Origin of the sequence: Hyphomonas sp. (genome assembly GCF_016125515.1) — a bacterium.
Lineage (GTDB): Bacteria > Pseudomonadota > Alphaproteobacteria > Caulobacterales > Hyphomonadaceae > Hyphomonas.
Window position 1 is genome coordinate 79013 of sequence record NZ_WGLO01000008.1, and the last position, 20578, is coordinate 99590.

Annotated in this window: 23 protein-coding genes; 8 read left to right on the forward strand and 15 right to left on the reverse strand. The window is 65.2% G+C overall.

The window, feature by feature from the left end:
* Nucleotides 1–37: 37 nt before the first annotated feature.
* From GC148_RS06715 to GC148_RS06730, 4 genes are read right to left on the reverse strand one after another with little or no spacing between them, the layout of a single operon-like run.
* Nucleotides 38–343: a DUF971 domain-containing protein gene (locus GC148_RS06715; RefSeq protein ID WP_291069800.1), complete on the reverse strand. Its 306-nt coding sequence runs from the start codon at nucleotides 341–343 to the stop codon at nucleotides 38–40.
* Nucleotides 340–579: a Trm112 family protein gene (locus GC148_RS06720; protein WP_291069801.1), complete on the reverse strand. Its 240-nt coding sequence runs from the start codon at nucleotides 577–579 to the stop codon at nucleotides 340–342. Before GC148_RS06720 ends, GC148_RS06715 begins: the two co-directional genes overlap by 4 nt.
* Before the next feature lie 8 nt (nucleotides 580–587).
* Nucleotides 588–1232, reverse strand: coding sequence for an LON peptidase substrate-binding domain-containing protein (locus GC148_RS06725; protein ID WP_291069803.1), 645 nt, complete (start codon nucleotides 1230–1232; stop codon nucleotides 588–590).
* A 51-nt stretch (nucleotides 1233–1283) separates the two neighbouring features.
* A complete protein-coding gene (locus tag GC148_RS06730; protein ID WP_291069804.1) occupies nucleotides 1284–2171 on the reverse strand; it encodes a co-chaperone YbbN in 888 nt (295 codons plus the stop codon).
* A gap of 212 nt (nucleotides 2172–2383) precedes the next feature.
* Here GC148_RS06730 and GC148_RS06735 point away from each other — a divergent pair, with 212 nt between their 5' ends.
* Together GC148_RS06735 and GC148_RS06740 are read left to right on the forward strand one after the other, a co-directional pair.
* Nucleotides 2384–3046: an outer-membrane lipoprotein carrier protein LolA gene (locus tag GC148_RS06735; RefSeq protein ID WP_291069806.1), complete on the forward strand. Its 663-nt coding sequence runs from the start codon at nucleotides 2384–2386 to the stop codon at nucleotides 3044–3046.
* Between the two features lie 245 nt (nucleotides 3047–3291).
* Entirely contained in the window at nucleotides 3292–4101 is an 810-nt protein-coding gene (locus GC148_RS06740; RefSeq protein WP_291069808.1) for an exodeoxyribonuclease III, read from the forward strand.
* A 4-nt stretch (nucleotides 4102–4105) separates the two neighbouring features.
* On the opposite strand, the gene GC148_RS06745 is transcribed toward GC148_RS06740, so the two are convergent.
* Nucleotides 4106–4546 carry a GNAT family N-acetyltransferase gene (locus GC148_RS06745; RefSeq protein ID WP_291069810.1) on the reverse strand — a complete coding sequence of 147 codons (441 nt, stop codon included), beginning with the start codon at nucleotides 4544–4546 and terminating at the stop codon, nucleotides 4106–4108.
* On the reverse strand, nucleotides 4543–5229 hold the full coding sequence (locus GC148_RS06750) for a response regulator transcription factor (RefSeq protein WP_291069812.1): 687 nt from the start codon (nucleotides 5227–5229) through the stop codon (nucleotides 4543–4545). The genes GC148_RS06745 and GC148_RS06750 overlap by 4 nt, the downstream gene beginning before the upstream one ends.
* 118 nt (nucleotides 5230–5347) lie before the next feature.
* Here GC148_RS06750 and GC148_RS06755 point away from each other — a divergent pair, with 118 nt between their 5' ends.
* Nucleotides 5348–5860 (forward strand): L,D-transpeptidase family protein, encoded by a 513-nt coding sequence (locus GC148_RS06755; protein ID WP_366063415.1) that lies wholly within the window; start codon nucleotides 5348–5350, stop codon nucleotides 5858–5860.
* Here GC148_RS06755 and GC148_RS06760 read toward each other — a convergent pair.
* Complete coding sequence (locus GC148_RS06760; RefSeq protein WP_291069814.1) at nucleotides 5850–6518, reverse strand: YggS family pyridoxal phosphate-dependent enzyme; 669 nt, start codon at nucleotides 6516–6518, stop codon at nucleotides 5850–5852. The two genes, GC148_RS06755 and GC148_RS06760, sit on opposite strands and share 11 nt — an antisense overlap.
* 4 nt (nucleotides 6519–6522) lie before the next feature.
* On the opposite strand from GC148_RS06760, the gene GC148_RS06765 reads away from it, so the two are divergent.
* The gene (locus GC148_RS06765) at nucleotides 6523–7152 is read left to right on the forward strand and encodes a thiamine phosphate synthase (protein ID WP_291069816.1); all 630 of its coding nucleotides are present in this window, start codon (nucleotides 6523–6525) and stop codon (nucleotides 7150–7152) included.
* On the opposite strand, the gene GC148_RS06770 is transcribed toward GC148_RS06765, so the two are convergent.
* Nucleotides 7149–7610, reverse strand: a complete 462-nt coding sequence (locus GC148_RS06770) for an NtrZ family periplasmic regulatory protein (RefSeq protein ID WP_291069818.1) — start codon at nucleotides 7608–7610, stop codon at nucleotides 7149–7151. The two genes, GC148_RS06765 and GC148_RS06770, sit on opposite strands and share 4 nt — an antisense overlap.
* A 75-nt stretch (nucleotides 7611–7685) precedes the next feature.
* Nucleotides 7686–8870: a porin gene (locus tag GC148_RS06775; protein WP_291069820.1), complete on the reverse strand. Its 1185-nt coding sequence runs from the start codon at nucleotides 8868–8870 to the stop codon at nucleotides 7686–7688.
* A gap of 119 nt (nucleotides 8871–8989) precedes the next feature.
* Between GC148_RS06775 and GC148_RS06780 the strand changes: the two genes are divergently transcribed.
* The 4 genes from GC148_RS06780 to holA are packed head-to-tail and all read left to right on the forward strand — an operon-like array spanning nucleotide 8990 to nucleotide 13540.
* Nucleotides 8990–9415: a DUF3576 domain-containing protein gene (locus tag GC148_RS06780; protein WP_291069822.1), complete on the forward strand. Its 426-nt coding sequence runs from the start codon at nucleotides 8990–8992 to the stop codon at nucleotides 9413–9415.
* A 47-nt stretch (nucleotides 9416–9462) separates the two neighbouring features.
* A complete protein-coding gene (gene leuS / locus GC148_RS06785; RefSeq protein ID WP_291069824.1) occupies nucleotides 9463–12027 on the forward strand; it encodes a leucine--tRNA ligase in 2565 nt (854 codons plus the stop codon).
* Complete coding sequence (locus GC148_RS06790; protein WP_291069826.1) at nucleotides 12024–12509, forward strand: LPS assembly lipoprotein LptE; 486 nt, start codon at nucleotides 12024–12026, stop codon at nucleotides 12507–12509. Before leuS ends, GC148_RS06790 begins: the two co-directional genes overlap by 4 nt.
* Nucleotides 12509–13540, forward strand: a complete 1032-nt coding sequence (gene holA, locus GC148_RS06795) for a DNA polymerase III subunit delta (protein WP_291069828.1) — start codon at nucleotides 12509–12511, stop codon at nucleotides 13538–13540. Before GC148_RS06790 ends, holA begins: the two co-directional genes overlap by 1 nt.
* A gap of 3 nt (nucleotides 13541–13543) precedes the next feature.
* Here holA and GC148_RS06800 read toward each other — a convergent pair whose 3' ends face one another.
* The 6 genes from GC148_RS06800 to rho all read right to left on the reverse strand — a co-directional run bounded on the left by GC148_RS06800 (nucleotide 13544) and on the right by rho (nucleotide 20466).
* The gene (locus GC148_RS06800) at nucleotides 13544–14488 is read right to left on the reverse strand and encodes a ParB/RepB/Spo0J family partition protein (RefSeq protein ID WP_291069830.1); all 945 of its coding nucleotides are present in this window, start codon (nucleotides 14486–14488) and stop codon (nucleotides 13544–13546) included.
* A complete protein-coding gene (locus tag GC148_RS06805) occupies nucleotides 14485–15291 on the reverse strand; it encodes a ParA family protein (protein WP_291069832.1) in 807 nt (268 codons plus the stop codon). Before GC148_RS06805 ends, GC148_RS06800 begins: the two co-directional genes overlap by 4 nt.
* On the reverse strand, nucleotides 15278–15907 hold the full coding sequence (rsmG, locus tag GC148_RS06810; protein WP_291069834.1) for a 16S rRNA (guanine(527)-N(7))-methyltransferase RsmG: 630 nt from the start codon (nucleotides 15905–15907) through the stop codon (nucleotides 15278–15280). The genes GC148_RS06805 and rsmG overlap by 14 nt, the downstream gene beginning before the upstream one ends.
* Before the next feature lie 2 nt (nucleotides 15908–15909).
* On the reverse strand, nucleotides 15910–17775 hold the full coding sequence (mnmG, locus tag GC148_RS06815) for a tRNA uridine-5-carboxymethylaminomethyl(34) synthesis enzyme MnmG (protein WP_291069836.1): 1866 nt from the start codon (nucleotides 17773–17775) through the stop codon (nucleotides 15910–15912).
* A 65-nt stretch (nucleotides 17776–17840) separates the two neighbouring features.
* Nucleotides 17841–19166 (reverse strand): tRNA uridine-5-carboxymethylaminomethyl(34) synthesis GTPase MnmE, encoded by a 1326-nt coding sequence (mnmE, locus tag GC148_RS06820; RefSeq protein ID WP_291069838.1) that lies wholly within the window; start codon nucleotides 19164–19166, stop codon nucleotides 17841–17843.
* A gap of 10 nt (nucleotides 19167–19176) precedes the next feature.
* The gene (rho, locus tag GC148_RS06825) at nucleotides 19177–20466 is read right to left on the reverse strand and encodes a transcription termination factor Rho (protein ID WP_366063314.1); all 1290 of its coding nucleotides are present in this window, start codon (nucleotides 20464–20466) and stop codon (nucleotides 19177–19179) included.
* Nucleotides 20467–20578: the final 112 nt, after the last annotated feature.

Sequence of the window (20578 nt, forward strand, 5' to 3'; positions counted from 1 at the left end):
CCGTCCGCGCGCCGCTCCACTCCGGATACAGCTTCCGTCAGTCCCCGACCGTCAGCGCGCGGATCAGGTCCCACGTATAAAGGCCGCTCGAATGACCATCCGAAAAGAAGAGGCGGACGGCATAGCGCCCGACCGGTTCGGCCTTCAGCACACGGATGTCATCCGGCACCGGCGCCTGTGGCGGCTTCGGCCCACCGCCATGGCCCTGAACCTCCGCAGACGGACTTTCCTCGCGCAGGCGCTTGTAGCCGACCGTTCCGGACTTGCCGTCATCGAATTCGGCGAGCATCTCCTGCGCGCCGGCGCGGAAGGTGAGCCGGGCGGGCCAGGCAAGCGCGCTCATGCGCCCTCCCCTGCCGGGCCGGCGGGCTCTTCATCCAGGTCGCGGGCTTCTTCTTCCAACATGATCGGAATGCCACCGCGGATCGGATAGGCGAGGCGCGCTTTCTTCGAGATCAGCTCGTTCGCGGCGCGGTCATAGACCAGCGGCAGGCGCGTGACCGGGCAGATCAGGATTTCGAGGAGGCGCGGATCGACGCCGGAGGGGGCAAAGGCCGGGTAGGTTTCAGGATCGCTCATGGGGTTTCCTATTGCATGGGTCCGGGCGCGGGGCCACTACCGCCGATTTCGAGCAGGCTGGTCAGCACGCGGGCTCGGTCGGCGAGCGTGTCCGCTTCGAGGAGTGCCTGCTTTTCCAATGGATCGAACGGGCAGCCCGAAGCGAGCGCATGCACCAGAGTTTCGATCGGCGCCATGTCGACGGCGGCCCAGTCCGCCTGCAGCGCGTTCGCCTCGGTATAGCTGCGCAGCGCGCCGACGAGCGCGAGCCGGTCCGGGAGGCCTGTGGCGGGGGTTTCGTACAGGTCCGCCTCGAAGGGCGACCAATCCGGTACGACCTGCCGGTAGGGCGACGTGACGTCCAGCTCCGCGCGCACGGCGAAGCGGCAGATGCCGGTCAGTGTGATCAGGTAGCGGCCGTCTTCGGTTTCGCTATAGCGGGTGATGCGGGCCGCGCAGCCAACGCGGGCGAGATCCGGATGCGCCCGTGAGCCGCCGACCGGCTGGATCATGCCGATCAGGCGGGTGCCGGCCATCGCATCATCGACCATGTTGAGATAGCGCGGCTCGAAAATGTTCAGCGGCAAGTCCCAGCGCGGAAAGACGAGCACGCCCGGCAAGGGGAAGACGGCGAGCGTCTCCGGCAGGTCTGAGATCTTGCGGATCGGCACCATGGCCCTGCCTTTCTGGATCAGTGTCCCGACAAGGTGGGGCAAAGCCCCCTGTCAGGCAAACATCAGCGACGCGAGGCGGCGGCGGCCTTCGATGGTGACCGGATCGGTCGGGCCGGCGGCCTCAAAGATTTTCAGAAGCTTGTCCTTGGCCTTGCCCTCCGCCCAGCCGAGCTTGGCGGAGAGGATGATCAGCAGATGATCGGCCGCGTCCTGGTAGCGGCCGGCGGCAGCATACTGTTCGGCGAGTTCGAAACGCTTGTCGTGATTGCCGGGATCGGCGCTGACGGCGGAGAGGGCCGCATCCAGCTCGGTCGGCGCGGGCGCCTCGGCGGCCATCTCGATGGCGAGGCGGACGCTCTTGACGGCGGCTTCGTTGCGTTTGGCTTCGGGAACCATGTCGAGCGTGGCGAGGGCGCGGGCCGTATCGCCATTGGCGAGGTAGCAGCGCGCGAGGCCGGCGATGGCGGTGGTGTTCTCGGGATCTTCCTGGATGATAGCGGCGTAGATCTCGGCGGCGAGCGGGATGTCGCCCGCCTGGCTGGCTGCTTCGGCCTGGCCGAGCGCTTCGGCGATCACCTGCGCGCTGTCGGTGCCGCCGAGCAGACGTTCGACAAAAGCCGAGACCTGCGATTCCGGGAGGGCGCCCATGAAGCCATCGACCGGGCGGCCCTTGTGGAAGGCGTAAACGGCGGGAATGGAGCGCACGCCGAGCTGGCTCGCATAGGCGTTGTGCTCTTCGGTGTTGATCTTGACGAGCTTGACCGCGCCCTTCTTGGCCTCGACGACCTTTTCGAGGACCGGGCCGAGAATGCGGCAGGGCTGGCACCAGGGTGCCCAGAAGTCCACGATCACCGGCTGGGTCATGGAAGCTTCGACCACGTCGGCCATAAAGCCCTGATCGGTGCCGTCGGAGGTGTGCTGCAGGCCTGCGGTTGCCATATCGGATGTCCCTTGAGAGTCAGGGCGCAAGATGGGATGCCGCCGGAAAATCCGCAAGGCGCGGAACCTGCGTTCATCCGGCGCGCCTCGCGGCGGCGGACCTGAACGCCCGCCAACCGATTGTGGCAGACAAATCAGCCTTTTGCCCTGTTTAGGCAGGGTTCAGACGCTTAAGTGTAGATCCTGATCGAAAGGTCACAGGAGGCCGAAACATGATGAACTTGATCGCCAGTGCCAGCGCCATCGCCCTGATCCTGGGTGCACCGCTGACCGTGGGACTGAAACAGGTCCAGCCCAAGCCGGCCGTAACCGCCGAGGCGCAGACGACTGCGCCGATGACGGCGGCCGAACGCACAAGGCTGCTGAAGGAAGCCTCGAAGGCTCTCGCGAACGTGAAAACGGCGCGGGGCAAGTTCGAGCAGTATTCGCCGGACGGTTCGCTTTCGACCGGCCAGTTCGCGATGTCGCGTCCCGGCAAGGTGCGGTTCGACTATGACGATCCGACGCCGCTGCTGCTGGTGAGCGACGGTACGACCGTGGCGCTGCAGGACAGCGAGCTGGAGACGACCGACCGCGTGCCGCTGTCGCAGACGCCGCTATCGCTGCTCTTGTCGGACAAGCTGGACTTCGAGAAGCAGGCCGAGGTGATCGACGTGCGCCGCACGGCCGACCGGACGAACATCACGGTGCGCGACAAGTCGGGCGAAACCGATGGCACGCTGACCGTGATCCTCGACAACAAGGACAATGCACTGACCGGCTGGCGGACCGTTGATGCAAGCGGTGGACGCACGAGCGTACTGCTGAGCGGCGTGGAAGTCGGCGCCAAGCTGAACCCGCGCCTGTTCATCCTGCGCGACTTTGACAACCGGTAACCCCGTCAAGAGAATTACGCCCAATTAACTTGAGAATCCTTGGGCGAGTGACAATAATACAACTGTCGACGGTCAAGGAAACCTCACGCAGCACCGACCCCCCCGCTGCGACCCCTCCCGCTCCCGTCGAGACCGGCTCCTGATCGGCTGGTTGAAAAGAGACGTTCTCAGGAACGTCCAACGCGCCCGAGCCTCCCCGCGCTCGGGCGCGTTGACGTTTGGGGCAGCGCTGCTAGTCAGACCGGATGGCCAAACCCCTCAAGATCGTCAGCTGGAACATCAACTCGGTCCGCCTGAGGGCGCCGAACGTCGAGAGCTTCGTCACGGCCGAAAAACCCGACGTGGTGTGCCTGCAGGAAACCAAGTGCCAGGATGCGGAATTCCCGCTGAAGGCGTTCAAGGACATGGGGCTCGGCCATGTCGTGATGCGCGGACAACGCGGCGGCCATGCGGGGGTCGCGATCGCCTCGCGCCTGCCGCTTGAGGAAGTCGACACGCCGGACCTGTGCCGCGAAGGCCATGCGCGAGTGATTGCCGCGCGGCTTAAATCCGGCCTGGAAATCCACAACATCTACCTGCCCGCCGGCGGCGATGTTCCGGATGCGGCCGCCAACGAGAAGTTCGCGCACAAGCTGGATTTCCTCGACCGGCTGGGCCCGGGCTACAAGAAACTGAAGAAAGGCGCGGCGCGCATCCTGGTGGGCGACCTGAACGTGGCGCCGCATGAGAACGATGTGTGGTCCCACAAACAGCTGCTCGGCATCGTGTCCCACACGCCGGAAGAGACCGAACGGCTGGAGGCGGCGCGCAAAGCGGCCGGATTTGCAGACATCGCCCGACTGGCTGTGCCGGACGAGCAGAAGCTGTATTCCTGGTGGAGCTACCGCGCAGCAGACTGGGCGGCGTCGAACAAGGGCCGCCGGCTGGATCATATCTGGGCCAACAAGGAAGCGCTTGGAGACGCGAAAGTGGACTCCTTCCGTGTACACCTTGCCTGGCGCGGTGGATGGAAACCTTCCGACCACGCACCGATCAGTGTGGATGTGAAGGTCTAGGCTTTCAGGCCGGCGTCCAGATGTAGTGATACTTCACGCGGCGATGGACGTCATCGATTTCGTGCCAATCGAGGCGAAAGCCTTCGCGTTCATAGAAAGACCGGGCGCGCAAATTCGTTTCATGCGTGGTGAGGACGATCCGGCCGGGCATCTGCCGCTTCGATTCGGCCAGCAGCGCAAGGCCTATCCCCTGCCCTTTCCGGTCCGGATGCACGAAGATCTGGTCGATACGGTCTTCCGCCGGCAGCAGGGCGAGAAGCCCGGCCACCTCTCCGCCGGTCTTTGCGGCGAACAGCGCCCAGTGGGCGGTCTCCCGGAAGAAGCGGGCTCGCACGCCGTCGCGGTCAAGATCGGTATCGTTGGCGATGCCGATCGACATCCAGCTGTCATACCAGAGGTCTGCGAGCGCTGGATAATCGGCCGGATCGGCAGGCGCGATGATCATGGTTGCAGGCGGTACCCGCCCGGATCGGTCATCAGCAGGCGGGCATTGCCGGGATCGGGCTCCACCTTCTGGCGCAGGCGGTAGATATGGGTCTCCAGCGTGTGGGTGGTCACAGCGGCGTTGTAGCCCCAAACCTCCGTGAGCAGAGTTTCCCGGGCTACAGGCCGGCCGCCGGCCCGGTAGAGATATTTCAGGATCTCGGTTTCCTTTTCGGTCAGCCGGATCCGCTTGCCTTCCTTCGTGCGCAGCGTCTTCGTGGAGGGGCGGAATTCGTAAGGGCCGATTTCGAATGTCGCGTCTTCGGTCTGTTCGAAGGTGCGCAGCTGCGCGCGCACGCGGGCAAGCAGGACCGAAAAGGTGAAGGGCTTGGAGACATAGTCATTTGCGCCGGCATCGAGACCGGCGACCGTGTCGGCCTCGCCGGTGCGGCCGGTGAGCATGATGACCGGGGCACGCACCCCGGCGGCGCGCAGGCGCTTGCAGGTCTCGATCCCGGTGATGCCGGGCATGTCGACATCGAGAACGATAATGTCCACGCGCTGCGACGCGGCGAGGCGGAGGGCGTCTTCACCGGTGCCCGCGCCGGTGACTTCGAAGCCCTCGCTCAGCTCGAACTGTTCGGAGAGCGTTTCGCGGAAGTCTGCCTCATCATCGACGATGAGAATGTGCTTCTTGCCGGTCATGGCCGTATCCTTGCTGGCCCGTAACAGGCTGGGGCTCCGCCGCCTCTTGGCGCCGGATGACCCGCGCTGCATAGTTCGGGGCGTATCCTGACGCCAATAACATTCCCGGGAGCGCACGCTGGCAAGCCATTTCATCGCCTTCGCGGACGGCCGCTTCGAAGGCGAGGGCCTGTCCTTCCGGTGCGCCCTGGGCCAAGGGGGCGTGAAACCCGCCGCCGACAAGCGCGAGGGCGACGGCGCCTCACCCCTCGGACGCTGGCCGGTGCGGCGGGTGTTTTTCCGGCCGGACCGGGGCGCGGCGCCGGAGACAGACCTGCCGGCGATTGCGCTGCGGCCCACGGATGGCTGGTGCGATGATGCCGGCGCGCCAGACTATTATAACCGCCTCGTCACCCTGCCCTGCCGGGTCAGCCATGAGCGGTTGTGGCGGGAAGACGGCCTCTACGACCTGTTCGTGGAGCTCGGATACAATGACGATCCGCCGGAGCCGGGCAAAGGCAGCGCCATCTTCCTGCATATCGCGCGGGCCGGCTATCTGCCGACCGAAGGCTGCGTGGCGCTGGCCGAGGCGGACCTGCGCGCGGTGCTGGGGCGCCTCGGCACTGGGTCGGTGATCGAGATCAGGGCATAGCGCGTTCGCCGAACAAGGCGGTGCCGACACGGACATGCGTGGCGCCGTAGCGGGCCGCGAGGACGTAATCGCCGCTCATGCCCATGGACAGTTTCGACAGGCCCTGCGCCTGTGCGAGTTTTGCGAGGAGCGCGAAATGCGGCCCGGCCGGCTCGCCCACGGGCGGGATGCACATGAGGCCGTCGATTTCGAGACCGGCCTTGTTGCGGGCGTGGTCCAGCAAGGCCGCGAGCCCGGCCGGTGTAACGCCCGCCTTCTGCGGCTCCTCGCCGGTGTTGACCTGGATGAACAGGCGCGGTCGGCGGCCGGTTTTCGCCATTGCAGCGGCCAGCGTGTCGGCGAGCTTCGGGCGGTCGAGCGTCTGGATCACATCGAACAGGCGCACCGCGTCTTCGGACTTGTTGGTCTGCAGCGGCCCGATGAGGTGGAGTTCGAGATCCGGATAGGCGTCGCGGCGGTCCTGCCAGTGGGCGGCGGCTTCCTGGACCCGGTTTTCACCGAACACGCGCTGGCCGGCGGCGAGCATAGCCTCGATGGCGGCATCGGGCTGGGTCTTGGAGACGGCAATGAGCACCGGCGGCGGCGCAGCGGCGGCGGCGAGCTCGGCCAGGATGGCATCGCGGCGTTTGGAAATTTCAAGTTCCAGCGTATCGGTCATGATCATGAGCGTAGAACCCCAAAGCCGGGCGCGGCGCAAGCTGCTCGCCGCTGCGCGCCGGAGCGCGGTCGCACTGGGCCCTGCCCTTCCCCCGGCCTTGTTCGTGACGGATCCGGCCCGGATTGCCGATCCGCGCGCGATCGCACACGGCCTGCCCGCAGGCTTTGGCATGGTTTACCGGCATTTCGGCGCGCGCGACCGGTCGCAGGTCGCCGAAGACCTGGCGCGGATCTGCCGCCGGCGGGGCGTCGCCTTGTTGATTGCGGCGGACCCCGAGCTGGCGATGAAGGTGCACGCCGACGGGGTGCATTGGCCGTTCCGGCTGCGCCAGGGCGCGCGGCGATGGCAGGGCCGGTTCGCGCTGCAGACGGTGAGCGCCCATTCGGGGTGGGAGTTGCGCGCGGCGGCGCGGCTGCCGGTGGACGCGGTGATGCTGTCGACCGTATTTGCCTCCGGCAGTGCCAGTGCGGGCACGGCGATGGGCGCCGGGCGTTTCGTACGGCGCGCAAAGGCGGCCGGCGTGCCGGTCTATGCGCTCGGCGGCGTGACAGCGGAAAATGCCGGGCGTATCGCCGGATGCGCAGGTTTTGCAGCAGTGGAAGGGATGCGGCCTTTCGGGAAGGCCGGAGCCTAGAACTTAAAGGCCGATTTCAGCCGGATGCCGGCTTCGACATCCTGGTTTTCCCAGCGGGCCGAGTCGTTGAGGCTGTTCAGGTCATCCGCACGGATGCTAACTTCGCCGCCGACCGAGAAGCGCGGGGTGATCTTGAAGGAGGCGCCGGCCTGGACCTCTTCACGCGGCAGCGGCGAGGTGCCGAGGCGGGTGAACTTGTCGAGGTTCAGTTCCCAGCGGGAATTTCCGCCGAGGCGCATCGAGAAATCCTGCGACGGTTCGGCTTCCCATTGCGGGCGGCTGGCCGCGGATTTGGTGTCCGAGAACTGGCGGTACCATTCGGCGCGGGCCGAGGGGGTTTCCGACAGGGTGGGGGCTTCGATTCGGATGGCGTCGTCCGTCGGATGCACTTGTGCGATCGCCGGGGCCGTAAAGGCCGCCGCCGCAAAAGCAAAGGAAAGTGCAAATTTCGCCCGCATGTTCGTCATCCTGAACATTGAGGATAGTGGTCGCCGGGAGTTAATGGAAGATTAACATTCTGAAACCGCAGGCTTTTAGCCCGATAGTGTGATTTCGATCACAATACCGTCCGTCCTGTCCCGCGTGACCGGGGCCAGCGGCAGCGGATTTCCCTTGAAACGGGTATCAAAGCGCTGCCATCCGCCCACAATACGCAGGTTTTCGCCAAAATTTCGGCCGAGCGACAGGCCGATGGCCTCCGAATCAGCCCCGATATTCTCGTCTTCGGCGTCCGAATACTCGAAGCCGGCGTCATATTTGCCGAGCGTCAGGCGGAAGGCGGCGGACAGGGCCGAATAATCGCCGCCGGGCGCGGCGAGGCCGTTATTGCTTTCAAGATAGCTGAGGCCGAAGGCCAGAGCGGAGAATTCCACAGACCCGCCGGCCGACCAGGTCTCGACCTTGTCATAGCTGCCGGGCAGCGCCGCGAGGGCTGCGTCGGCTTCACTATAGGCGGCGGCGGCGCGCAGGCGCACGCCGCTACGCGGCAGGCGGCGGGAAACGTTGACCGCCACTTCGACCGCATTCTCGATATCCGGCTGGGCGGCGCTGCCGAGGCTACGGACAGGGTCGCGGTCGAGACTGCCGGAGCTGGCTTCCGGTGTGAACGAGGCCCCCGCCCTCACCCCGAGGATGCGGGGGCTCGCGTAGCTGACCTTCAGGGACGGGCCGGTCAGGTCGTGGTCGGTACGGGCGAGGACACGGCCCGTCGGATCAAGCGCCGGATTCACGAGGCCCGCCTGCCGGAACAGGGTCGGCCCACCCTCGAAGAAGCGGGCGGCGACCCCCTCGTCGAGGCCCGCGCGCAATTCGCCGTAGCCGCCGTCTATATAGATGTATCCGGTTTCGAAGCGGCCGTGGGGGCCGGTGTCTTCGCCGCCCGGCCCGCGCGCGAGGCCGCTATAGGCGCCGGCCGGACCGGATACGGGCTGGGCCGGACCGAACACACCGCTGAAGCCGGCCCGGTCCGGATGATCCTTGCCGAGGGCTGCGGAGGTGCGCACGCCCACCTCCGCGCCGTTCTCGAGCACGAAGTTCGCCTCGAACCCGCCGCGCAGGACATAAAGAGCGGACTCGTCAGCGTCCGGCGCGAGGACGGCGCCGACTTCATAGGTCGCCGAGGTTTCAATGCCGCCCGGATCGTCCCAGACATCCTGGGCGGCGGCGGGCGCGGCTACGGCGGCGCAGGCGAGGACCAAACCTGTCAGATGCTGGCGCATGAAGCGGCTCCTGCGTGAAAGCTGATCGCGCGGCCTTGCGCAGAACAACACTGGCGAGGCCTAGACCCCCTTGTTATACACGCCCCGTGAACAAGGTCTTGCATCCGGGAACAGAGACAATGATGAAGCTGACAACCGTCGCTGCCATGGCAGCAGTGATCGCCGTGACCGGCTGCCAATCTTCGGGCGGCAAGAACAAGGCGGCGTTTGCTGCAGCTGAATCCGTGAGCGTGGCCAACCCTTATCTGTGGCGCGCCTCGCTGGACACGATGGCCGCCCTGCCGGTGACCAGCGCCGACCCGGTCGGCGGTCTCATAATCTATGACTGGAAGAGCTTTGAGACCGCACCGGACGAACGGATCAAAGCCACCGTCTACATCCTCGACTCGCGCCTGCGCGCAGACGGCGTGAAGGTGAGCCTGTATCGTCAGGTCAATTCCGAAGGCGCGTGGACCGATGCGGCCGTCGATCCGGAAACGGCCCAGCAGCTCGAGAACAAGATTCTTGAGCGGGCCCGACTTCTTAAGGCATCCGAGATCGGCTAAAGGGCCGAACTTCGATCTTTCTTCTTATGCCTTAGAGGGAGCCCCCCATGGCAACCCGGTATGATCCGCAGGCTGCGGAGCCCAGATGGCGTGATGCCTGGGCCGCAGCTGACCTGTTCCGAGCCAAATCTCCGGCGGAAGCCGGCGACGCGCCGAAGGCGTACGTCCTCGAGATGTTCCCCTACCCGTCCGGCCGCCTGCACATGGGCCATGTGCGCAACTATGCGATGGGTGATGTGGTCGCCCGCCACCGCCGCGCCAAGGGATACAATGTGCTCCACCCGATGGGCTGGGACGCGTTCGGCATGCCGGCGGAAAACGCGGCCATGGAGCGCAACGTCCATCCCGGCAAATGGACCTATGCCAACATCGACGCCATGAAGGCGCAGTTCAAGAAGCTCGGCCTGTCGCTGGACTGGAGCCGCGAGTTCGCGACCTGCGATCCGGAATATTATGGCGCACAGCAGGCCCTGTTCCTGAAGATGCTGCAAAAAGGCCTCGTCTATCGCAAGGCCTCGAAAGTAAACTGGGACCCGGTCGACAATACCGTGCTCGCCAACGAACAGGTGATCGACGGGCGCGGCTGGCGCTCGGGCGCCATCGTGGAGCAGCGCGAGCTGACGCAGTGGTTCTTCCGGATCACAGCGTATGCGGATGATCTGCTCACGGAAGTCCAGAAACTGGAGCGCTGGCCCGAGAAGGTCCGCACGATGCAGGCCAACTGGATCGGCAAGTCCGAAGGACTGCAGCTGCGCTTCGACTTTACCGGCAAGGCGCCGGACGGGTCCGAACGCGGCATCGAAGTGTTCACGACGCGGCCCGACACGCTGTTTGGCGCAAGCTTCGTGGCGATCTCGCCCGACCATCCTCTGACGATCAAGCTGGCCGACACATCCTCCGAACTGAAAGCCTTCCGCGCGAAGTGTGCGCAGATCGGCACCAGCGAAGAAGCCATCGAGAAAGCCGAGAAGCTGGGCTTCGATACCGGCCTCACTGTGGCGCACCCGTTCATCGAAGGCGCTACGCTGCCGGTCTGGGTCGCAAACTTCGTGCTGATGGGTTATGGCACCGGCGCGATCTTCGGCTGCCCGGCGCACGACCAGCGTGACATCGACTTTGCCCGCAAGTTCGGCCTGAACGTCGTGCCGGTGGTTCTGCCACCGGACGCCGACCCTGCGACCTTCGCGGTGGACGACAAGGCCTATACCGGCCCGGGCCGCATCTTCAATTCCGGCTTCCTGGACGGGTTGCCGGTGGACGAAGCCAAGCGCCAGGCGATTGCGCGTATCGAGGCGGCCGGACACGGTCAAGGTACGGTCAATTACCGGCTGCGCGACTGGGGCGTCTCGCGCCAGCGCTATTGGGGCTGCCCCATCCCGGTGATCCATTGCGAGAGCTGCGGCATCGTGCCGGTGCCGGCCGCCGACCTTCCGGTGCGCCTGCCCGATGACGTGGCCTTCGACCAGCCGGGCAATCCGCTGGAACGCCATCCGACCTGGAAACATGTGAACTGCCCGAACTGCAACACGCCGGCGCGGCGCGAGACCGACACGCTGGACACGTTCGTGGACAGCTCCTGGTACTATGCCCGCTTCGCCAGCTGTGATGATCCGGCCGAGCGCGCCTACTGGCTGCCGGTCGATCAATATGTCGGCGGCGTGGAACATGCCGTGTTGCACCTGCTCTACTCGCGCTTCTTCGCGCGGGCGATGCGCGATTGCGGCGAGCTGGGTCTGCCCTCGGGCGAGCCCTTCGCGGGCCTGTTCACGCAAGGCATGGTGACGCACGAGACCTACAAGTCTGTGGACGGACGTTGGCTGGAGCCGAAAGCGGTCGAGAAGCGGGACGGTGTCTGGATCGAAATCGAGAGTGGTTCCCCGGTCGAGGCCGGCGCGATCGAGAAGATGTCGAAGTCCAAGAAGAACACGGTCGATCCGGACGCGATTGTTGCCACCTATGGCGCCGATGTCGCGCGCTGGTTCGTCCTGTCCGACTCCCCGCCGGAACGCGATGTCGAATGGACCCAGTCGGGCGTCGAAGGCGCCGGCCGGTTTGCGCAGCGCATCTGGAGCCTCGCCGACGCCCTGCCGGAAGGCCCCTACCCTGCCCCGGGCGAGGATGCCGCGTCGCTCGACCTCCGCCGGGTAAGCCACCGCGCCGCGAAAGCGGTCGACAAGGCCATCGAGGAATTCCGGTTCAACTCCGCCATCGCGACGATCCATGAATGGGTGAACGCGCTGAAGAAGGCCGAACAGACCGAGGGTCTGACCGGCGCGCGGGCGGAAGCAATGTCAATGTTGGCGCGCTGCGTGACGCCGTTCATGCCTCACCTCGCCGAAAGCGCCTGGGCGCGGATCGGCGGAGAGGGCTTCGTCTCCTCGGCGCCCTGGCCGGAAGCCGATCCGGCCCTGACGACTGACGATTCGGTGACGCTGGCCGTTCAGGTGAACGGCAAACGGCGCGGCGAAATCACGGTCGCCAAGGATCTCGGCAATGACCAGGTCGAGGCCATCGCGCGGGCCCTGCCCGAGGTCGAGGTGTTCATCGCGGGCAAGGACGTGAAGAAAACCATTGTCGTGCCGGGACGCATCGTGAATATCGTCGTGGCATGAAACGCCTCGCCGCCGCCCTGCTTGTCGCCAGCCTCGGTGCCCCTCTCGGCGCGTGTGGGTTCCGCCCCGTTTATGCGCCCGTCGATGGCAAGCTGGCCGAGGGCGGACTGATCGAGGTCAGCCCGATCCAGGGCCGGGCCGGTCATTTGCTGCGTCAGGCGCTGATGCAGGAACTGGCGCTCGGCGTGCCGGGATTGACCGAAAAGGCCACGCTGGACGTGACCCTCGACGACAATCTCGCCCGCCTCGCCTTCCAGCCGGACGGCGCCGCGTCGCGCTCCAGCGTGCTGGCGACGGGCCAATATACTTTGTCGGGCGACAGGGTTTCGATCAAAGGCTCTGCCGATGTCGAGACCGGCTTCCTGGTGCCAGACTCGCCCTTCGGTGACATCGCCGCCCAGACCAGCGCGTCCGACCGGGCGATGCGGGTGCTCGCCAAGCGGATTGCCGACGACATCCGCCTGCAGTTCGCCAGCAACTGATGCTGCACAAGGGCCGGCAAGCCGAAAGCTTTGCCCGGCGGCCTGGCGACGCCTTCTGGGCGGTCTTGACCTTTTCCGAAGATGACGGTCTGGCCGCGGACGCGGCCCAATCCGTACTCGCGGCTTGGGGCGGCAAGGCCGGACTGGATGTCACCGTGCTCGACGATGACGCCATCAAGAAAGACCCTTCCCTTCTGTTTGACGCGCTCGAAGCGGTCTCGTTGCTCGGCGACAAACGGGCGGTGCGGGTGCGCACCAGCGGCGACAAGATTGCCGCGCTGCTCGTCGAAGCCATCGAGGCGGGGGATGCCGAACCCGGGCGATATGCCGCGCGGCTGGTAGTGGAGACTGGCAGCCTCTCCGCAAAGTCTAAACTGCGCGTGGCCGCCGAGAAGGCCGAACGGACAGCCTGCCTCCAGCTTTTCGCCGAAGAAGCAGGGGATATCGGCGAACGGGTGCGGGCCGCCTTGCTGGCCAACGGGGCCACGATCGAGGACGACGCCCTGGACCTGTTCGTCGGAGACCTGCCGGGCCATCGGGCCATCGCCAATGCCGAGATCGAAAAGCTGGCGCTTTATTCCCGGGGGCTGGGGCGGCCGGTGTCGGTGGAGGACGTCCGGTCGCTGACGGCGACCAGCCTGCGCCAGGATATCAGCGGCGTCTTGCTGGCGGCGCTCGACGGAAAACCGGCTGAGGCGCACAATGCTCTCGACCGACTGACAGAAGCCGGCACGAGCCCGATCTCGATTCTGCGCGCACTCCAGATGGAAACCCTCCGGATGCTAAGCGCACATGAGAAGGTTACGGCCGGCGATTCCAATCCGGGCCGGAGCCTCCGGCCGCCGGTCTGGCCAAACGAATGGGCGGCGTTCCGTAGCCGGATGAATGCCTGGCCGCCGAAGCGCCTGATGCGGATCATGGAGCGGATCCACGACGCAGAGCACGCGGCCAAGACGGCCGGTGCAACGGCGGAGCCAATTGTCCGTCTACTGATTAACGATTTGGCAAGGGCTGCCGAAGCGGCCCGGTGACACCTAAAGCTTGCGCTTGGCGGTCAGCCGTTTGCAGACATCATCGAGCTGCTCGAGCGTACGGTACTTGATCCGGATCTCGCCCCCTTCCCGGCCGTGACGGATGTCGACGACGAGGCCCAGTTCGCGGCTGATGTCCGCTTCGAGGGCTTCGGTATCGACGTCTTTCTCGGTTGCCGGTTTCGGCGGCATCGACTTCGTTTCAAGCTTCGGCGTCTCGCGCGACTCGCGTGCCTTGGCTTCGAGTTCGCGCACACTGAGGCCGCGGTCGATGGCCATCTGGATCAGGGCTTCAGGATCCGCCCCGCCAAGGGCCGCCCGGGCATGCCCGGCACTGATGCGGCCATCGCGGACATGGCGGCGCGCGCCCTCCGGAAGCTGGAGCAGGCGCAGCGTGTTCGAGATGTGGACGCGGCTCTTGCCGACGCTGGTGGCAAGGCTGTCCTGCGTGCGCCCGAACCGTTTGATCAGCGCGTCATAGGCTTCCGCTTCGTCGATCGCGTTGAGGTCGGCGCGCTGGACGTTCTCGATGATACCGATCTCGAGCAGTGCGAGTTCGTCGACATCTTTCACCACCGCCGGAATGGAAGTGAGGCCCGCCATCCGCGCGGCGCGCCACCGGCGCTCGCCCGCGATGATCTGGTACTTGCCGGCTTCCTTCGGATCGGGCCTCACCAAAATGGCCTGGAGCACGCCCTTGGTTTTCAGGGACTCGGCCAGCTCACGCAGTTCGGCGTCGTCGAAACTGCGGCGCGGCTGGGCCGGGTTGCGGCGGATATTGTCGATGTTGATTTCGTTGGGCCGCTCGGTCGGCGGCAGCTCGGGCGCCGGAGCTTGCGTGTTCGGCGAGCGCACGCCCATGGCTTCGACTTCACCGATCAAGGCCGACAGTCCGCGCCCAAGACGCGAAGGCTTGCCGCGGCCATCGTCATGGGGATCCGCACTCATGCCACCCTCGCCTTCTCACGCTGGAGCACTTCGGACGCGAGACGGATATAGGCCTCGCTGCCCGGACAGCGGTAATCATAAAGGAGGGCCGGTTTGCCGAAGGACGGCGCCTCGGACAGGCGTACGTTACGCGGGATGACGGTGTTGTAGACCTTGCTGCCGAAGAAGGCACGGACCTCGTTGGCCACCTGGTCTGACAGGCTGTTGCGGCGGTCATACATCGTAAGCACCACGCCCTGGATTTCGAGCGTCGGGTTGAGGCCGGACCGGACGACTTCGACAGTACGCAGAAGCTGGGACAGTCCTTCGAGCGCGAGGAACTCGCACTGAAGCGGAACCAGCAAGGCGTCCGAGGCGGTCATGGCATTCATGGTCAACGCCGACAGCGACGGCGGACAATCGATCAGGACGTAGTCGTATTTCACGAGGTCGCCGGTCTCAGCGCGCGCGATATAGGTCTGCAGCGCTTCCTTGAGACGGTAGGACCGGTGGGAATCGCCCGCCAGTTCGGTCTCGACGCCGGACAGGTTTTCGTCGCCCGGGATGATGTCGAGCCGCGGCACGATGGTGGATAGCACCGCTTCTTCGAGCGGAATCCGGTCCACGACCAGATCATAAGAGGTGCGCAGACGCTCCGCGCGCGTGATCCCGAGTCCGGTCGATGCGTTGCCCTGGGCATCGAAATCGACGATCAGGACCCGGCGCCCTACGGCGGCGAGCGCCGTGCCGAGGTTGATCGAGGTCGTCGTCTTTCCGACGCCGCCCTTCTGGTTGACTACCGCAAATATCCTAGGCCTGGCCATGACGTCGCGCCGCCTCCCTGACAATTAAAATGACCCCGGACCCACCACTGCGACTTGGAATCGCTTGATACGCGAAATTCCACCTTTGCTGGGCCGCCGTCAATTCTTCTTTCCAGCGTTCGCCCTTTGGGAAAACCCCTGTTGCTCCATTACACAGCCAGGGCGCGGCATAATCGAGAAGCTGTGTCATCGGCGCAAAGGCCCGTGCCGTGACATAATCGGCCTCGATCGGGGGCGCGGATTCGATGCGGCCCTGATAGACGTTCGCCGGGAGATCGGCCGCTTCGATCGCCGCCCGAAGGAAGGCGCACTTCTTTCCGACACTCTCCATCAGGGTCACATGGCCCGCCGGACGCGCGGCCGCGATCACCAGTCCGGGAAAGCCGGCGCCCGATCCGAGGTCGACGACTTTCGCCGTATCCGGAATGCGGTCGAGGAGCTGGACCGAGTCGCCGACATGGCGGGTCCAGATCTGCGGCCATTCTTTCGGGCCGATGAGGTTGCTCCGCGTTCGCCAGTCGTCGAGCGTGGCGATCACGCGATCGAGCCGCGCGAGTGTTTCACGTGAAACATCGTGAGCGGCGAGAAACGCCGCGCGGTCATTCTGGTCTGTCATCTTTATCCTGCCCGGCGGATCCGTTTCACGTGACCGAGCAGCGCCGTCAAGGCGCCCGGCGTGACGCCCTCGATCCGGGCCGCCTGTCCGAGCGTCGCCGGACGAACCGCGATGAGCTTCTGACGGACCTCGTTCGAGAGACCACCGATGGCCGCGTAATCGAGATCAGCCGGAAGGGTCAGCGCTTCGTCCCGGCGAAGGGCGGCGACGTCTTCAGTCTGCCGATCCAGATAGGCAGCATAAAGCGCTTCGATCTCGACCTGGGCACGGACCGGCGCCGGGATCGACTCGAGCTCCGGCCAGACAGACCGGAGCTGCTCGAACGTGATGTCCTTGTAGGAAAGATACTCCCAGGCCGACCGCACACGGCCGTCCTGGTTCACGGTCCATCCGGCCTTGGCGGCGGCGGCTGGCGACAGGGTCAACGACTTAAGGGTCGCGCGCGCCTCGTCGAGTGCGCGATGTTTCACGTGAAACATGGCGGCGCGTTCCGGGCCGACGCATCCGGCTTCCAGACCTCGCGGTGTCAGGCGTTGGTCCGCATTGTCAGCGCGAAGCGCGAGCCGGTACTCCGCGCGGGAGGTGAACATGCGATAGGGCTCGGTGACCCCCCGCGTTACGAGGTCATCGATCAGGACGCCGATATAGGCCTCGGCACGATCGAAGATCACCGGGTCCTTTCCGGCGGTCGCCCGGGCGGCGTTGAGCCCCGCCATCAGACCTTGGGCGCCAGCTTCCTCGTATCCGGTCGTGCCGTTGATCTGTCCTGCGAGATAGAGACCCGCGAGAGCTTTCACTTCGAGGGCCGGGCTCAGGGCGCGCGGGTCAACATAGTCATACTCGATGGCATAGGCATGCTGGAGGATAACGACATCCTCGAGGCCGGGAATGGTCCGGATGAACTTGTCCTGGATCTCCTCAGGAAGCGAAGTCGATATGCCGTTCGGATAGACGGTGTGATCGTCGAGGCCTTCCGGCTCGAGAAAGATCTGGTGGCGGTCGCGGTCGGCGAAGCGTTGGACCTTGTCCTCGATGGAGGGACAATAGCGCGGACCCCGTCCGGCAATCGCACCGGAGTAGACCGCCGACTGGGACATGTTCGCGTCAATGATCGCGTGGGTCTCCGGCGTCGTCCAGGTAATGCCGCACGATACTTGGGGCACGCGGATTTCGTCCGTCAGGAAGCTGAACGGGATCGGGGCTTCGTCGGCCGGCTGCATTTCGAGACGGTCCCAATGAATGGTCCGGCCATCGAGACGCGCGGGTGTTCCGGTCTTGAGACGGCCCATCGGAAGACCGAGCGCATAGAGGCGGTCCGAAAGTCCGATCGCCGGCGCCTCACCGACCCGGCCCGCCGGGATGCGCCGGGCGCCGATATGGATAACCCCCTTGAGGAAGGTGCCCGTCGTGATGACGACCCGGCCCGCGCGGTAGACCGTTCCGGTCAGACCGACCACGCCGGCGACCTTGCCGTCTTCGACGATCAGGTCTTCGGCGCCGTCCTCGATCAGGGTTAGGTTCGGATAGTCTGCGAGTTCGGTTTGCATGGCCTGGCGGTAGAGCTTGCGGTCGATCTGGGACCGGGGGCCCCAGACCGCCGGACCTTTGGACCGGTTGAGCATGCGGAACTGGATGCCGGCCTTGTCGGCGAGGCGTCCCATGACGCCGTCGAGCGCATCAATCTCGCGCACGAGGTGACCCTTGCCCAGACCACCGATGGCCGGGTTGCAACTCATCTCGCCGATGGTCGACAGCTTGTGCGTGACGAAAGCGGTGCGCGCGCCGAAGCGGGCGGAGGCCGCCGCGGCTTCGCAGCCGGCATGGCCGCCGCCAATCACGATCACATCAAAGTCGGCCGGGTCCGGCATTAACCATCTCTTAAGCAGGGGGTACGGGCGGCTATATAACGCCGGGCGCCCCCAAACCCTAGAGACTATTTCCCGATGCAGAAGCGGGAGAATACGGCGCCGAGTACATCCTCGACCCCGATCTCCCCGACGATGGATTGCATCTCGCGGATGGCCAGGCGGAGATCCTCGGCCACAAGTTCGAAGCCGAGATCCTGATCCATGGCGTCCCGCGCGGCCTTGAGCGCGGCGAGGCCCCGGGTGAGTTTTTCGCGGTGCCGGGCCCGGGTGATGACAGGCGCTTCGACCGAAGCGGCGCGCTGCGAGACGAAACCGGATATCGAGGATTCGAGCCGGTCCAGGCCTTCGCCGGTCTTCGCCGAAACCGGCAACGCCCCGTCCGGGGCGAGAAGGGGGAACCGCAAGTCGGCTTTGTTGAAGACAACAATGTCCTGTGCGAGGACTGGGCCTGGGGGAGGGGAGGGGTCTTCGGCGTCGATCACATGGATGCGGAGGTCGGCTTCGGCGGCCGCCCGTTTCGCCCGGCGAACCCCTTCGGCTTCGACGACGTCTTCCGTTTCGCGCAGACCCGCCGTGTCCGCGATCCACACAACCTGTCCGCCAAGGACAAGGCGCACTTCGACCACGTCCCGGGTCGTGCCCGCGATGTCGGTGACGATGGCGGCCTCTCGCCGGGCGAGACGATTCAGGATCGACGATTTGCCGGCGTTCGGCGGACCGACGATGGCGATCCGGAATCCGTCGCGGATGCGTTCGCCGATTCCGCCATCGCCGAGCGCTGCTTCGACTTCGGCCATCAGGCTTTCGATCCGGCCGCGGACCGGCGAAGCGGCGCCGGCATCGACATCACCCTCATCCGGAAAGTCGACCATTACTTCAACGAGGGCCAGCAGTCCGGTCAGCTCGTCACGCCATTCATTATATGTGTCGGACAATCCGCCCGAGAGTTGGCGAAGGGCTTGCGCCTTCTGGCCGAGGGTCTCGGCTTCAATCAGATCCGCGACTCCTTCGGCTTCGGTCAGGTCCAGCTTCCCGGCCTCAAATGCGCGGCGGGTGAACTCCCCGGCTTCCGCCAGACGAACGCCGGGCAAGGCGGTCAAGGCATCGAGCGCGTGCGCAATCACGGCCGGTCCGCCATGGAGGTAAAGCTCGAGCGTATGCTCGCCGGTATAGGAGTGCGGGGCAGGGGAGAAGCAGGCGAGCCCGTGATCGATCTCGGCGCCGCCGGAATCCGTGATCCGTGTCAGGACCGCCCGGCGTGGTTCTGGCACACCAGATGCCAATAGGCGTCCGCAGATATCGGGAACCGCCGGGCCTGAAACCCGAACGACCGCAATCGCCGATGGGGGTGGCCCGGAAGCGAGGGCACAGATTGTGTCCTGCGCACCCATGTGCGCGACCCTAGTTCTTCATCGCTTCGAAGAACTCGTCGTTGGTCTTCGTCTGGCGCAGCTTGTCGATCAGGAAGTCGATGGCATCATTGGTGCCCATCGGTCCGAGGATGCGGCGAAGGATGTAGATCTTCGACAGCTGGTCCTGCGGCGTGATGAGCTCTTCTTTCCGAGTCCCGGACTTCATGATGTCGATGGCCGGGAAGGTCCGCTTGTCGGCGATCTTCCGGTCGAGCACGACTTCGGAGTTACCCGTGCCTTTGAATTCCTCGAAGATGACCTCGTCCATTCGGCTGCCGGTATCGATCAGGGCCGTGGCGACGATGGTCAGCGAGCCACCATTCTCGACGTTCCGCGCCGCACCGAAGAAACGCTTCGGGCGCTGAAGGGCGTTGGCATCGACACCCCCGGTCAGCACCTTGCCGGAGGAGGGGACGGTCGTGTTGTAGGCGCGGCCGAGACGCGTGATCGAGTCGAGCAGGATGACGACATCCCGTTTGTGCTCGACGAGGCGTTTGGCTTTCTCGATCACCATTTCGGCGACCTGGACGTGGCGGGTCGCCGGCTCGTCGAAGGTCGAAGCGATGACCTCACCCTTCACGGTGCGGCGCATGTCGGTCACTTCTTCCGGACGCTCGTCGATCAGCAGGACGATCAGATAGCACTCGGGATGGTTCTCTTCGATCGCAGACGCGATGTTCTGCATCAGGACCGTCTTACCGGTGCGGGGCGGAGCGACGATCAGGGCGCGCTGGCCTTTGCCGATCGGGGCGACGATGTCGATGACCCGGCCGGAACGATCCTTCTTGGTCGGATCTCGGCTTTCCATTTTCAGGCGGCGATCCGGATAGAGCGGGGTCAGGTTGTCGAAGTGGACTTTCTTGTTGGCCTTGTCCGGATCCTCGAAATTGATCCGGCTGACATCGGTCAGGGCGAAATAGCGCTCGGCATCCTGCGGCGCCTGGATCGGGCCCTCGACCGTATCGCCGGTGCGGATGTTGGCCTTCTTCAGCACTTCGGGGCTGACATAGATGTCGTCCGGGCCAGGCAGGTAGTTCGATTCCGGCGAGCGCAGGAAGCCGAAGCCATCGACCAGAACCTCAAGCACGCCCTGCCCTGTGATCTCGACTTCGCTGTCGGCGAGCTCTTTCAGGATCGCGAACAGCATGTCCTGGGTTCGCATTGAGGACGCATTCTCGACCTCAAGCTCCTCGGCGTAGAGCAGAAGCTCTTCAGGGGTTTTCGCTTTAAGTTCGCGCAGCGTGACGCTGGTGAGGTTGTCGAGCATCGAGGAAGCCATTCGGAGCGGTCCGGATTTTGGATCTAGCAAGGGGGGGTGCCGGTCAGGGGAATAGAGGTGGCGCCACGAGGAATGGGCGCACCGGCATGCGCCTCTCTTCGCCAATTTGTCT

Coding starts and splice junctions, on each gene's coding strand:
- GC148_RS06715 (WP_291069800.1), bottom strand. CDS start 343: ATGAGCGCGCTTGCCTGGCCCGCCCGGCTCACCTTCCGCGCCGGCGCG.
- GC148_RS06720 (WP_291069801.1), bottom strand. CDS start 579: ATGAGCGATCCTGAAACCTACCCGGCCTTTGCCCCCTCCGGCGTCGAT.
- GC148_RS06725 (WP_291069803.1), bottom strand. CDS start 1,232: ATGGTGCCGATCCGCAAGATCTCAGACCTGCCGGAGACGCTCGCCGTC.
- GC148_RS06730 (WP_291069804.1), bottom strand. CDS start 2,171: ATGGCAACCGCAGGCCTGCAGCACACCTCCGACGGCACCGATCAGGGC.
- GC148_RS06735 (WP_291069806.1), top strand. CDS start 2,384: ATGATGAACTTGATCGCCAGTGCCAGCGCCATCGCCCTGATCCTGGGT.
- GC148_RS06740 (WP_291069808.1), top strand. CDS start 3,292: ATGGCCAAACCCCTCAAGATCGTCAGCTGGAACATCAACTCGGTCCGC.
- GC148_RS06745 (WP_291069810.1), bottom strand. CDS start 4,546: ATGATCATCGCGCCTGCCGATCCGGCCGATTATCCAGCGCTCGCAGAC.
- GC148_RS06750 (WP_291069812.1), bottom strand. CDS start 5,229: ATGACCGGCAAGAAGCACATTCTCATCGTCGATGATGAGGCAGACTTC.
- GC148_RS06760 (WP_291069814.1), bottom strand. CDS start 6,518: ATGACCGATACGCTGGAACTTGAAATTTCCAAACGCCGCGATGCCATC.
- GC148_RS06765 (WP_291069816.1), top strand. CDS start 6,523: ATGAGCGTAGAACCCCAAAGCCGGGCGCGGCGCAAGCTGCTCGCCGCT.
- GC148_RS06770 (WP_291069818.1), bottom strand. CDS start 7,610: ATGCGGGCGAAATTTGCACTTTCCTTTGCTTTTGCGGCGGCGGCCTTT.
- GC148_RS06775 (WP_291069820.1), bottom strand. CDS start 8,870: ATGCGCCAGCATCTGACAGGTTTGGTCCTCGCCTGCGCCGCCGTAGCC.
- GC148_RS06780 (WP_291069822.1), top strand. CDS start 8,990: ATGATGAAGCTGACAACCGTCGCTGCCATGGCAGCAGTGATCGCCGTG.
- leuS (WP_291069824.1), top strand. CDS start 9,463: ATGGCAACCCGGTATGATCCGCAGGCTGCGGAGCCCAGATGGCGTGAT.
- GC148_RS06790 (WP_291069826.1), top strand. CDS start 12,024: ATGAAACGCCTCGCCGCCGCCCTGCTTGTCGCCAGCCTCGGTGCCCCT.
- holA (WP_291069828.1), top strand. CDS start 12,509: ATGCTGCACAAGGGCCGGCAAGCCGAAAGCTTTGCCCGGCGGCCTGGC.
- GC148_RS06800 (WP_291069830.1), bottom strand. CDS start 14,488: ATGAGTGCGGATCCCCATGACGATGGCCGCGGCAAGCCTTCGCGTCTT.
- GC148_RS06805 (WP_291069832.1), bottom strand. CDS start 15,291: ATGGCCAGGCCTAGGATATTTGCGGTAGTCAACCAGAAGGGCGGCGTC.
- rsmG (WP_291069834.1), bottom strand. CDS start 15,907: ATGACAGACCAGAATGACCGCGCGGCGTTTCTCGCCGCTCACGATGTT.
- mnmG (WP_291069836.1), bottom strand. CDS start 17,775: ATGCCGGACCCGGCCGACTTTGATGTGATCGTGATTGGCGGCGGCCAT.
- mnmE (WP_291069838.1), bottom strand. CDS start 19,166: ATGGGTGCGCAGGACACAATCTGTGCCCTCGCTTCCGGGCCACCCCCA.
- rho (WP_366063314.1), bottom strand. CDS start 20,466: ATGGCTTCCTCGATGCTCGACAACCTCACCAGCGTCACGCTGCGCGAA.